This is a genomic window from Pedobacter xixiisoli, from assembly GCF_900215335.1.
In the GTDB taxonomy this organism is placed as follows: Bacteria; Bacteroidota; Bacteroidia; order Sphingobacteriales; family Sphingobacteriaceae; genus Pedobacter; species Pedobacter xixiisoli.
Genome location: NZ_OCMT01000002.1, coordinates 1324897 through 1337774, shown reverse-complemented (window position 1 = coordinate 1337774; position 12878 = coordinate 1324897). Strand labels below are relative to the sequence as shown.

At 36.9% G+C, this 12878-nt stretch carries 13 protein-coding genes; 6 read left to right on the top strand and 7 right to left on the bottom strand.

Features of this window, described 5'->3' with window-relative positions:
* Positions 1-124: 124 nt before the first annotated feature.
* Positions 125-1408, top strand: coding sequence for a C4-dicarboxylate transporter DctA (dctA, locus tag CRO54_RS11960; protein ID WP_097132224.1), 1284 nt, complete (start codon positions 125-127; stop codon positions 1406-1408).
* A 109-nt stretch (positions 1409-1517) separates the two neighbouring features.
* Here the strand turns inward: dctA and CRO54_RS11955 are convergent, their stop codons facing one another.
* Complete coding sequence (locus CRO54_RS11955) at positions 1518-2219, bottom strand: 4'-phosphopantetheinyl transferase family protein (protein WP_097132222.1); 702 nt, start codon at positions 2217-2219, stop codon at positions 1518-1520.
* 364 nt (positions 2220-2583) lie between these two features.
* On the opposite strand from CRO54_RS11955, the gene sucD reads away from it, so the two are divergent.
* Positions 2584-3456: a succinate--CoA ligase subunit alpha gene (gene sucD / locus CRO54_RS11950; RefSeq protein ID WP_097132220.1), complete on the top strand. Its 873-nt coding sequence runs from the start codon at positions 2584-2586 to the stop codon at positions 3454-3456.
* A gap of 177 nt (positions 3457-3633) precedes the next feature.
* Entirely contained in the window at positions 3634-4137 is a 504-nt protein-coding gene (locus tag CRO54_RS11945) for a methionine-R-sulfoxide reductase (protein ID WP_097132359.1), read from the top strand.
* Between the two features lie 112 nt (positions 4138-4249).
* Here the strand turns inward: CRO54_RS11945 and CRO54_RS11940 are convergent, their stop codons facing one another.
* The 3 genes from CRO54_RS11940 to CRO54_RS11930 form a co-directional block, all read right to left on the bottom strand.
* Positions 4250-5470, bottom strand: a complete 1221-nt coding sequence (locus CRO54_RS11940) for an MFS transporter (RefSeq protein WP_338065627.1) — start codon at positions 5468-5470, stop codon at positions 4250-4252.
* A gap of 122 nt (positions 5471-5592) precedes the next feature.
* Positions 5593-5778: a hypothetical protein gene (locus CRO54_RS11935; protein WP_097132218.1), complete on the bottom strand. Its 186-nt coding sequence runs from the start codon at positions 5776-5778 to the stop codon at positions 5593-5595.
* Between the two features lie 171 nt (positions 5779-5949).
* Positions 5950-6537: an RNA polymerase sigma factor gene (locus CRO54_RS11930; protein WP_097132357.1), complete on the bottom strand. Its 588-nt coding sequence runs from the start codon at positions 6535-6537 to the stop codon at positions 5950-5952.
* Positions 6538-6973: 436 nt separating this feature from the next.
* Between CRO54_RS11930 and uvrA the strand changes: the two genes are divergently transcribed.
* Both uvrA and CRO54_RS11920 read left to right on the top strand, forming a co-directional pair.
* A complete protein-coding gene (gene uvrA / locus CRO54_RS11925) occupies positions 6974-9778 on the top strand; it encodes an excinuclease ABC subunit UvrA (protein WP_097132216.1) in 2805 nt (934 codons plus the stop codon).
* Between the two features lie 57 nt (positions 9779-9835).
* Entirely contained in the window at positions 9836-10492 is a 657-nt protein-coding gene (locus CRO54_RS11920; protein ID WP_097132214.1) for a LysE family transporter, read from the top strand.
* Positions 10493-10671: 179 nt separating this feature from the next.
* Here CRO54_RS11920 and CRO54_RS11915 read toward each other — a convergent pair whose 3' ends face one another.
* Positions 10672-11112, bottom strand: coding sequence for a hypothetical protein (locus CRO54_RS11915; protein WP_097132211.1), 441 nt, complete (start codon positions 11110-11112; stop codon positions 10672-10674).
* 73 nt (positions 11113-11185) lie between these two features.
* Positions 11186-11578 carry a group III truncated hemoglobin gene (locus CRO54_RS11910; protein WP_097132210.1) on the bottom strand — a complete coding sequence of 131 codons (393 nt, stop codon included), beginning with the start codon at positions 11576-11578 and terminating at the stop codon, positions 11186-11188.
* Between the two features lie 49 nt (positions 11579-11627).
* On the opposite strand from CRO54_RS11910, the gene CRO54_RS21205 reads away from it, so the two are divergent.
* Positions 11628-11777, top strand: coding sequence for a hypothetical protein (locus CRO54_RS21205; RefSeq protein ID WP_171047885.1), 150 nt, complete (start codon positions 11628-11630; stop codon positions 11775-11777).
* A 14-nt stretch (positions 11778-11791) separates the two neighbouring features.
* Here the strand turns inward: CRO54_RS21205 and CRO54_RS11905 are convergent, their stop codons facing one another.
* Positions 11792-12832, bottom strand: a complete 1041-nt coding sequence (locus tag CRO54_RS11905; RefSeq protein WP_097132208.1) for a DUF2157 domain-containing protein — start codon at positions 12830-12832, stop codon at positions 11792-11794.
* Positions 12833-12878 lie beyond the last annotated feature (46 nt).

Genomic DNA, 12878 nt, shown 5'->3' with positions numbered 1-12878 from the left:
GCTAGACATTTTTTGGATGAGGGTTATTTTAGTCCTAGAAATAAAGTGAATTCAATGTATTTTTAAAATATTTTAAAAATAAGTTATATATTTCCAGCTTCAAACCAAACCAAACCCAACCAAAATGAAGAAAATTATTTCGAACCTTACTTTTCAGGTATTATTTGCCATCTCTCTAGGTATTTTAGTGGGCGTACTTTATCCAGGGTTTGCTCCCCATGCCGAATTGATTAGTAAGAGTTTTATCAATATGATTAGCATGTTGATTGCTCCAATCATTTTCTTTACTATCGTTTTAGGTATTGCCCACATGGGCGATATGAAAAAGGTAGGTGTGGTAGGTGGAAAAGCCTTGCTTTATTTCGAAGTTGTAACAACCATTGCCATTGCTATTGGATTGTTGGTGGCTAATATATTGAAACCTGGAGTAGGTGTTAAAGTGCCAGAAGGCGATGTAACTAAAATTGCTGAGTATACTAAACAAGCTGGTTCTATCAACTGGTTAGAGTTTATTGCACATATTTTCCCTAAGAATATTTTTGAAGCTTTCTCAAAAGGTGAGATTTTGCAAATCCTTGTTTTCGCTATTTTATTTGGCTACGGCCTAAGTAAAATGGGGCAGGCTGGGCAATCACTTCTAGTAACTTTTGATAAGATTGCAAAGGTGCTTTTTAATATGATGAAGGTGATTATGCGTTTGGCGCCCTTAGGTGCTTTTGGCGGAATGGCCTATAGCGTAGGTAAATTCGGTTTGCATACCTTGTTGCCAATGGCGAAGTTAATGGGTGCTGTTTATCTTACCTGTTTTCTGTTCATATTTATTGTGTTAAATGCAATCTGTCGTTACTATAAGTTCAGTTTGTGGAAATATCTTAAATACATTCGCCAAGAAATCTTAATTGTTTTGGGTACTTCATCATCAGAATCGGTTTTGCCAAGTATGATGAAAAAGATGGAAGATATTGGTTGTGAGAAATCAGTAGTAGGTTTGGTCATTCCAACGGGGTATTCTTTTAACCTCGATGGCACCGCGATTTACCTTGCTATGGCGGTAATTTTCTTAACCCAAGTATTCGGCATCGATTTAACTTTGGGAGAACAGGTAACGATTATGTTGGTGCTAATGGTAACGAGTAAAGGTGCCGCAGGTGTTACGGGTAGTGGTTTTATTGTGCTTGCAAGCACTTTAACCGCTTTAAAAATTATGCCAGTAGAGCACATCGCTATTTTGTTAGGGGTAGATAGATTTATGAGCGAGGCTAGAGCAATTACAAATATGATTGGCAACGGCATTGCGGCTATTGTAATTGCTAAAAGTGAAAACGAATTTGACGAAGAGAAATATTTGTTGGCGGTTAGTCCTGCGGCAATTGAAAATGCTGAAGAAGAGAATATAATGAAGGAATAAATAAAAATAACTAATTATCAATTATCAATTATCAATTATCAATTATCAATTATCAATTATCAATTTTTTCGGTATCAACCATTTATCATTAATAATTATCCATTAAAAATCATCCCCAATTCCAAAATTGAAGTTCTTTTTGGTCTAAGCTAGTTGCGATACTCGCTACGTAACTTTCTTCAATCATAAAAGTACGCATCTTAAAAACTTCTTTATTTCGCTCCAAATACTCGCTGAGGCAGTCTATTAGGTGTAGGTTATCACTTACGCCTTCTCCGCTAGCTTTTAATAAGGCCTCTTTTCGGGTCCACATTGCATAAAAGTTAGTAGGATTAACTTCTTCGGATCCAATAAAATCGATTTCCTTTTTAGAAAAAGTGATGTCTAAAATGGATTTGAAATCAAATTCTCTGTTTAAATATTCTACATCAATGCCAACTGGCTTAGGGCTTATGGCAATTAAAACATAATCGCCCGTGTGGCTAATGTTAAACTCAATGTCTTTTACCGTTGGTTTTTTATGTTCGTGAAAAATGAACTCTACTTCGTGTGGCGCTTTATTTAAGCATAGCGAAAGGATAGTACGGAGGCAGAATTTACTAACGGCATAACGTTCTTTGTCTTTTTGAATGAACATCCTGCCAGCCTTATCCTGCTCGCGATCTGATAGTACTTCGGGTAGCTCTCTTTTGATTTTCTGAAAATGATTTTCGACAGAAATTCTGAAAATATGAGTTTTATCTGTGGCTAATGATTGTTCAATGCTATAGGGTTTCCACGCAAGGTCGTAGCTTAACAGGGTATCTATCATTTTTAGGTTGAGTTAGTTTAGTGTTGGGCTGATGGAGTAAATATCGTTAATTTTTATACTTTACACTAAATATTTGTATAAGTTGTTAGTTGTTGAAAACTAATTAGTTGTGCTTTGTAAAAGCTTTGTTGAACTAAAGGTGGCTAGTGGAACTTCTCCGCCTGTAGTTCGTCAGGAACTATTGCGTTAACTCAATAATGGCATTGCGTTTTGGTACAAAGTAAGTGCATAGCTTTTGTAATGATTGATGTTAAGCTTAAACTAATGATTTGTAAAGAAATAACTAGATAACAAATAATATGCTTTTGCAGTTGACATTCCGTTGCAATTAGTTTAAGTTTGCACAACAAAAAAAATAGATACAATGAGTGTTTTAGTAAATAAAGATTCAAAAGTAATTGTTCAGGGTTTTACCGGAAATGAGGGTACTTACCATGCTGAGCAAATGATAGCTTACGGTACAAACGTTGTTGGTGGGGTAACTCCTGGCAAAGGCGGACAGGAACATTTAGGCAGACCTGTTTTTAACACAGTTAAAGATGCTGTTGATAAAGCTGGCGCTGATGTATCTATTATTTTCGTGCCTCCTGCATTTGCTGCTGATGCGGTTATGGAAGCTGCAGAAGCTGGTATCAAAGTAATTGTTTGTATTACTGAAGGTATCCCTACAAAGGATATGATCGCAGTAAAATCTTATATTGCTGATAAAGATTGCCGTTTAATCGGTCCTAACTGCCCAGGTGTAATTACTGCTGATGAAGCTAAAATTGGTATCATGCCAGGCTTTATCTTCAAAAAAGGTACTGTTGGTGTAGTTTCTAAATCAGGTACTTTAACTTACGAAGCGGTAGACCAAGTAGTGAAAGCTGGTTTGGGTATTACTACAGCTATCGGTATTGGTGGTGACCCAATTATTGGAACGCCTACTAAAGAAGCGGTTGAGTTGTTAATGAACGATCCAGAAACTGAAGGTATCATCATGATTGGTGAAATTGGTGGTGGCATGGAAGCTGAAGCTGCTCGTTGGATTAAAGAACACGGTACTAAGCCAGTTGTAGGTTTCATCGCTGGTCAAACTGCTCCTGCTGGACGTAGAATGGGCCACGCTGGTGCTATTGTTGGTGGTGCTGATGATACTGCTGCTGCTAAAATGGCAATTATGCGTGAATGTGGTATCACAGTTGTAGAAAGCCCTGCAGAAATTGGTGCTGCTATGGCTGCTTTGTTGAAAAAATAGTCTCGACAAAATATATTTTAGAAAAGCGTCCCGACATAAAGTCGGGACGCTTTTTTTTGGAAGTAAAACTTACTTGCTGGTGAAAAATCCCAAATGTTTAATAATTATATTTGTGTAAGGTAGCTTCTAAAAAAACTAAATCTTCTGCTAAAGCGTATATAATTAAAAATGTATAGCATGAAACTGATAAGCAATAAAACATTCTTAGCATTAACCTTGTTAGTGGCAACAAGTATATCTGCTTGTGCGCAACAGCAAAAGGAAGAGGGAAAGCAAACTACTAAAGCATCCTCAAAAACAACGAAAAAAATGGAATGGAATAAATTAACTAAGGAAGAAGAACGCGTTATTGTTGGTAAAGGAACTGAATATCCTGGAACTGGCCAGTACGATAAGTTTTTCGAGAAAGGTACTTACATCTGTAAACGTTGTAATGCTCCTTTATATAAATCGGATACTAAATTTGATGCACACTGCGGCTGGCCAGCTTTTGATGACGAAATTAAAGGAGCTGTAAAACGTATTCCTGATGCTGATGGCTCACGTACAGAAATTGTATGCGCTAATTGCGAGGCTCACTTAGGACATGTGTTTGTGGGTGAATTTTTAACATCGAAAAATACACGTCATTGTGTAAATTCTGTATCGATGAGCTTTGTGCCTGATAAGAAAGAAGAGTAGTGCGAAAGAATATAGTCAGGATTCCGATAAGCTGAAATGAAAAGCGGAGTAAACTGTAAAGTCTACTCCGCTTTTTTATATATGATCTTTCATTCTACTCAAACGGCAAAAACTAAACTACTTCAACTACGCCCGCTTCTGTTTTTACAGGAGATTTTGTTTCTACTTGTTCCGCTGCCTTAGTCTTCGCAAATCTCAGAATCAACCAATAAGCGAAAAAGGAACCTACTAAGGCCATCACTGCACCAACTAATGAAGGATAATTGTAAGTGAATCCATACACCAAAGGAAAACCTCCGAACAAAGCGCCCAAGGCGTTTCCGATGTTGAAACTTGCCTGACTAGCAGAGGCAGCAATCATTTCAGATCCTTTCGCAGTTCTAATCATCAACATTTGTATCGGCGCTGCTAAAGCAAAAGCAATAGCTCCTGTTAAGAAAGTGGTAATTAACGCTAATATTGGATTGGATGATACAAAGAAAACCACAATCAAAATAGCACACATGGCAAGCAGCAAAGCAATGGAAGCTTTGGCAGGTGAGAATTTATCGGCCAAATAGCCACCAAAAAAATTGCCTACCAACATGCCAAAACCAGCTAACATCAAAATATAGGTAACATTTGCTTCTTTAAATCCAGCAACTTCAGTCATTAAAGGTGCGATATAACTAATCCAACAGAATAGCCCTCCAGTACCTATAGAAATCATTAAGATGATGATCCAAGCCTCTCTTTTTGCGAAGAAGCTCAATTCTGTTTTCATGTCTCTGTTTTTCTCCGATTGAAGATTGGGTAGCCAATATTTAAGACTTAAAAGTGTAATGATTCCTACAATCGCCACAATACCAAAAGAATATCTCCAAGAGTAGTTGTGCCCAATAAAAGTGCCAAGTGGAACACCGAATAAATTAGCGATAGTAAGCCCAGCGAACATTAAGGATACTGCTTGTGCTTCTTTACCTTTTGGTGCAATACGGCTGGCAACTACAGAGCCTACTCCAAAAAAAGCACCATGAGGTAAGCCAGAGAAAAATCTGGCAATAAATAAGGTTACATAACTTGGAGAAAACGCAGAAATAGCATTAAAGACAGTAAATAAAACCATCAATGCAATTAAAATATTTTTAGGTGGATATTTTGCTGCAATAATTGCTAATACGGGTGCGCCTACTACCACGCCAAGTGCATATGCCGAAATTAAATGTCCAGCTTCTGGAATTGTGATGGAGAGGTCTTTGGCAATATCTGGTAAGAGGCCCATCATTACAAATTCTGTAATACCTATACCTAAACCACCAAAAGTTAGGGGAATTAATTTTTTGTCAATCAACATTTAGCTTAGTGTTTTATTTACACTAAGCAAAGTTAGCCGTTTTTATTTTAGGATACTGTCACCTTAGAGTTAATTGTGTCTTAAAATAATAAAAGCCCCAATGTTTATCGGGACTTTTAGTTTCAACGCTTCTTAGCGTAGCTTAAAATCTTTGCTATCGTTTCTGCTGATGGCTCTCTGTAAAGCTTGTCTAATTGCTGTTTAATGCCGTCATAGAATTTTTGATCATCTTGGTTTTGTTGGTCAAAAGCCTCGGGTTTCGATAGGTTTTTTAAATTAGTTGGAGTAAAGGTTTTTGTCATACGCATTTATATCTTTTTGTTTAGATTTTAAACGCAACTAAAAGCCCTTTATTTTATGAATGTTGTGCTTGAATTAAAATATTTTTAGAAATAACGATTAAACTGAGGTTAAACCATTGTTAAATCAGTAAAGAAGTTATTTTAGTTTAAAAATCCTTTTTGTAACATTTATGTTGCTTAGCTTCTGCTTACACTTACTTCCTTCACGTTCATCATTTTGCGCAAGTTGCTTAGTGCATAACGCATTCTGCCTAAAGCGGTATTAATGCTCACATCAGTTAATTCAGCAATTTCCTTGAAGCTTAAATCAGCATAATGACGCATAATTAATACTTCTTTTTGTTCATCCGGCAAATGATGAATCATTTTGCGCAAATCTGTGTGCGTTTGTTCTCTCAACATACGCTCTTCTGCACTTTCCTCATGAATCTGTATAAGGTTAAGTACATCTGTGCCATCCGCACTAGTAATTGTTGGTGTACGTTTTTCCTTTCTGAAATAATCAATAACCAAATTGTGCGCAATACGCATTACCCAGGGTAAAAATTTGCCTTCTTCATTATAACGGCCAGAGCGTAGGGTGTTAATTACTTTGATAAAAGCATCTTGAAAAATATCTTCAGCCAGATATTGATCCTTAACCAATAAGTAAATTGAAGTGAAGATTTTAGACTTGTGCCTACGAAGAAGTTCTTCGATAACATATTCTTCGCCACCGATATATAACTTCACTAAATCTTGATCACTAACCTGTTGTAACCTCATAGGAGTGTGTTTGATTAAACCCATCTTTATTAAATAATAAACACGTAAATTTTTAATCTATAGCTTTTCTCCTTCTGTTTTTTAGTTAATGAGTAATGAATGATTTTGCGTTACAATTTCAAAAGAAACATTTTTTTGTGAGATTCAAAGAATTAATTTGTTAAAAATTCTAAAAAATCCGGATCAACCTAAAAATTTCCTGCCGTTAACGTTAATTATATATTTCATTAGCGATTGACATATTGCTATCAATCACTATAACATATGGCAAATTTTGTACCAATTGAATTTTTATTGTTTTATGAGTGGTCATGAATATTTGTTAGTGATTGAATAAGTGGATTTTGAATGACAGAATAACCTCATTCATCTTTCTTCACGCTTCCGACCTCGGACTTTTATAACTATCTTTGTGAATTATATCGAGAGGTTATCAATGAGCAAGGAACTAGAGAAAGATCCACATCAAAATATCATCATAAAAGGGGCTAGAGTACACAATTTAAAGAATATTGATGTCGCTATTCCTAAAAACAAATTTGTCGTAATTACTGGAATGTCTGGCTCTGGAAAGTCGTCGTTGGCATTTGATACACTATATGCTGAAGGGCAACGTAGGTATGTGGAGAGCTTATCATCTTATGCCCGTCAGTTTATGGGACGGATGAACAAGCCTGATGTTGATTACATTAAAGGTATCGCTCCGGCCATTGCTATCGAGCAAAAGGTAATTACTTCTAATCCACGTTCTACGGTGGGTACTTCTACCGAAATTTACGATTACCTTAAATTATTGTACTCGAGAATTGGTAGAACCTATTCCCCGATTTCGGGCAACGAGGTAAAAAAGGACACTGTAAGTACAGTAGTAGATTTTGTATCGGCGTTAGCGGAAGATGAGGTAGTGACCATTTTCTGTCCGTTATATCCTCAAAATAATAGAACCATAAAAGAGGAGTTAGCTATTCTCCTACAAAAAGGATTTTTAAGAGTTTCTTATTTAGGAGCTATCAAGAAAATAGAAGATATATTAGAAGATGAATCTATTAATGATGCAGAACTAACTGAAGTCGACCAGGTTTTTATTTTGATTGACCGTATAGTGGTTGCTCATGACGATGAAACTTTAAGTCGCGTTGCAGATTCAGCACAAACTGCATTTTTTGAAGGTAAAGGCGATTGCTATATTGAAAACGATGGCAAGCAAACTTTCTTCTGCGACAGATTTGAGTTGGATGATTTGAAATTCGAGGAACCCACACCAAACTTCTTCAGCTTCAACAACCCTTATGGTGCCTGTAAACGTTGCGAAGGTTACGGAAATGTAATCGGCATTGATGAAGATTTGGTAGTGCCTGATAAAAGCAAGAGCGTTTATGATAGTGCCATTGCGCCTTGGCGTGGTGAGAAAATGGGCGATTGGCTAAAAGCATTCATTAAAAATGCGGATAAGTTTGATTTTCCAATCCATAGGCCATACAGCGATTTAACCGAAAAACAACAGAAACTACTTTGGACAGGTAATAAATACTTTAGAGGTTTGGATGATTTCTTCAAGGAATTGGAGGAGCAGACCTATAAAATCCAATACCGTGTGATGTTATCGCGTTACCGTGGTAAAACGTCTTGTCCAGATTGTAAGGGAACTCGTTTACGTAAAGATGCTTCCTACGTAAAAGTTGGTGGGAAATCTATTTTAGAATTGGTATTGATGCCACTTTCTACGATTCTGCCATTTTTTGATGCTTTAAACCTAACTGAAAACGAGCAGAAAATCTCGAAGCGCTTGTTGGCAGAAATCAGTAGCCGAATTTTGTATCTAAATAATGTTGGTTTGGGGTATTTAACCTTAAATCGTTTGTCAAATACTTTATCTGGTGGCGAAAGTCAGCGTATTAATCTAGCCACTTCTTTAGGTAGTAGCTTGGTAGGTTCTGTTTATGTTTTAGATGAACCTAGTATTGGTTTGCATCCGCGAGATACACATCGTTTAATTGGTGTGCTAGAATCATTGAGAAACGTTGGAAATACTGTTTTGGTGGTAGAACACGAAGAGGAAATGATGAAAGCTGCCGACCATCTGATTGACATCGGTCCTGAAGCGGGTACACTAGGTGGGAATTTGGTTTTTAGTGGTACGTACGAACAAATTATTAAAGACAAGAAATCACTTACTGGCAGGTATTTAGCAGGACTTGAAAGTATAGAGATCCCTAAAAAACGCAGAAATTGGAAAGACCATATTCTCATTAAAGGTGCTCGAGAGAATAACCTGAAAAATGTGAATGTAAAATTCCCTTTAGGCATATTTACTTGTGTTACGGGTGTTTCTGGTTCTGGTAAAACCAGTTTAATCAAACGTATTTTGTATCCGGCTTTGCAGAAAGCCATTGGTAATTATGCAGGCGAACAAACTGGTTCATACGATGGTATTTTCGGGAACATCGATTTGGTGCAGCAGGTAGAAATGGTAGACCAAAACCCAATTGGCAGGTCTTCACGTTCTAATCCGGTAACTTATGTAAAAGCTTGGGATGATGTAAGAGCCTTATTCTCAGGTTTGCCAGCAGCAAAGGCAGCAGGTTTAAAGCCGGCGGCATTTTCATTTAACGTAGAAGGTGGCCGTTGCGATGTTTGCCAAGGCGAAGGCGAAGTTAAAATTGAGATGCAGTTTATGGCTGATATTTATTTGCCATGCGAAACTTGTGGAGGTAAACGCTTTAAACAACAGGTGTTAGATGTAACTTATCAGGATAAAAATGTGTCTGATATTTTAGATATGACCATTGATCAAGCTGTTGAGTTTTTTGCGAAGGAGCCTAAGATTATGGCTAAGCTACAGCCTCTGGTTGATGTTGGCTTAGGTTACGTTCACTTGGGGCAGTCTTCGAATACTTTATCTGGAGGTGAAGCACAACGTATCAAATTGGCTTCATTTTTAATTAAAGGAAATAATGCGCAAAAGGCGGTTTTCATTTTCGATGAACCAACTACAGGTTTGCATTTCCATGATATCAAAAAATTATTAAAGGCATTAAATACTTTGATAGAACAAGGCAGCACCGTAATTGTTATAGAGCATAATATGGACATGATCAAGTGTGCAGATTGGGTGATTGATATTGGTCCTGAAGGTGGAGATAAAGGCGGAGAGGTAGTTTTTGAAGGGAAACCAGAAGACTTACTCCATGTAGAGAACTCTTATACAGGACAGTTTTTAAAAGCGCATTTGAAGGGTTAATAAAAAACAAGGAATAAAGACAGATCACCTAAAAAACAAACAACCAACAAACCGGATATGCTTGTGCTAACATTTCTAATTGGCGTTGCTCTCAACGCGATGGGATACATCCCACCGGGTAATATTAATCTAACGCTGGCGCAATTAACCATCAACAGGGGAATGCGCCAAGCTTGGGGATTTATCCTTGCTTTTTCTTGTGTAGAGGTTTTCTTTACCTTCGGGATGATGCGTTTTGCTCGTTGGATTTCTAGTGATGTAGATATTGATGCCATCAAAGTTGGAAACTTTCAGTTGAGCTTTTTGGTTGATGTTTTCATGATTGTACTTTTACTAACCATGGGGACATTGGCATGGAAAAACCGAGATAAAGTAAGCCAGCCTAAAGCTGCCGAAGATAGTAGGAAAGGCAGTGTACTTTATGGCGTAATTTTAGGGGTGCTCAATCCTGTTCAAATTCCTTATTGGTTGTTTTTTGGAAACTACGTTATTCTGCACGAGTGGATTACAACCAGTTATCTTTCTTTAACTATTTTTAGCTTAGGCTCTGGTGTGGGTTCCATTTTGGCGCTTTATGCTTACGCTTATTTCGCTAAATTTATTCAGGAGAAATTTACACTGAGTAGCCGATTAATCAATAAATGCATTGCAATTTTTCTTTATTGTTTGGCGCTTTATTTGGTGATAAAGCAAATAGTGGTTCATTTCGGGTAGTCTATTTAGAGAGTAACACGTCATTTCTATGAGGAGGCACGACGAATAGAAATCTCGAAAAAAGCCTACTGATTTAAACTGAGCATGTTGCTAGATTTAACCACGTTGATTTTCAGTTCTTTCCACACTGTGCTCAGAAATCGAAATGATGGAAAGTTAAAAGAACCTGTGTACTAAAATTAGCCATTCTTCAGCTTAAATAATTTTGTGCCGAAAACAGAAAGCGAAATAAACTTAATGCCTTCCGCAATAGCGTAGTATAAATGTAAATTAGATGGGGGAACGGTTTTACCTTCGATATATAATTCTGCTCTTGCATCTAATGCAGGTAATAGCCACACAGTTTGTACAATCAATATTAAAACCACTATAATGTAAAACGGATTGATGCTGATTTTTTTCGCTATCCTGATGTTACTAATCAAAATCGCTACTGCAAATACCCATTCCACTTTGTTGAGTGCAGCAAAAACCAATCTGCCTATACCTAAACCAATTGGCAAAGTAACCCCAGGTGCTCTAAATTTTAACCAAGCTTCCATAAAGCTGATGGCACAGATAAAGCCCACCCAAGTGAAAGTACAAATGACTGCGATAGGTTGTTCTACTTTTGATTTCATGTTTAGATTTGAGACGGTAGATTTGAGATTTTAGACTGCAAACTGAAAATTGTAAACTGCCGACTGGGAACTGCTAAAGCAACGGTTTTGCATCGTTATTACGATAATATTCAATTTTGTACATGAACATTTCTGCCATTTTATAACCTCGCCATTTTGCTTCGCTCGCTTTTTCTCCAGCAAAAAACTCGTCTAAAGTGCCGTTCCATATTTGTAGCCAAGTATCAAAATGTAAGGCTTCTACAGGTAATTTAGCATGTGGTGGAAAAGGACTTCCCGTGTAGGTATGAACCTCTAAAAGTACAGTTTGCCAAAAGCGATACATTTTTTCTAGGTGTTCTGCCCATCTATCTCCAATTCGTTCGTTGAAAATTGGACCTAATAATTCGTTCTCTCTTACTCGCGAATAGAAGGTGTTTACTAATAATTGAATGTCTTCTAAGTTACTAATATCTGCCAATGCCATTTATTCATATTTAATATTCAAAGATAAGGCTAATTGAACTTTTGTTTTTATGACGGAGGTCAGGTTATTTGATTATGGTGGTCAGGTATCAAGAATTAGTGCTCAGATAAATGACCAATATCCAAGTACCAATAATCAGACACGTCATATTATAGAACCTGCAACTTTCGACTATCAACCATTAACCATTTACAATTAACCATTATCAATCGCCTACTTCTTCATAAATTCCAAACTCCAGATTTTTTCCGCTTTGCGACCAATCAATATAAAGGAAATAGCTAGAACGAGAAAGAAAACCGCTTTGTGCCAGCTGTCCCAAAAATATTCGAAATAGCGGGTGTAAAGATTGATGAATAGAAAGATAATCCCGAATTCTCTTAACATCGCATCGTTTTTTTTAAGGCCGATGATGATGGCGAGCACACATATTACCGCAGAGATAATTGCCCAATAGAAAAGCGTAGTTTGTTTAATGAGGTACCATTCTTCTAAAGTGCCATAATTGCCAAAAATGGATAGCAGTAATAGCGAAGTAAATAGGTACAGTAATCCAGCAAAATAGGTAATATCGAAGAAATAGGATAGTTGTTTGTGTTTCCTTAAAAATAAAGAAACCCCAGTAAGTAATAATCCGAAAAAGACGAACCTAAGCGGATAATTTAAGCCCAAAAAGTACCAGTTCCATTTTGAAAGATAGCCTGTTTCTGTACCAAACCAAGCGCCCAAAGCTAATAAGGCGAAAATCCAAATTAATCTTGATTTGAAGAAATAAGCTAGTGATAGGTAAATTATAACCGAGAAAAATATCAATAACGAAAAGTGATTACTATTACTGTTGAACGCTTTACCTAGATAGGCAATGGCATTTGCAGTGAGCATCACTCCGGAAAAAATAATCGCCTCGTTACTGAATACATGTTGAGGTTTTGTTTTTTTTCTGCGAAAGCCCAAAATGTAACATCCAGTTGCCACGAATGCAGATATAATGCTGATAACAATATTTGGTGTATTGTAAAGATTTTTGATGTAATCGAGTAATGATTTATCAACCAATAGTGCACTTAACGAAATTACGCCGCAGGCCATTGCAATCCAGAATGAATACTGGGCCAAACGACGCCAATCGAAAGTTTTAGGTTCGTAACTGGCTTTCAGCTTTTGAATGTCAGTATCAGCTAAGAAACCTTCTGATTGCCAATAATCTAGCATTTCATCTAAAAATTCACTATGATCTTGGTCTATCTTTTTCATTTGCAAAATGTAATAAAAGAGCAGCGTATAAAACTAATCGTAATTA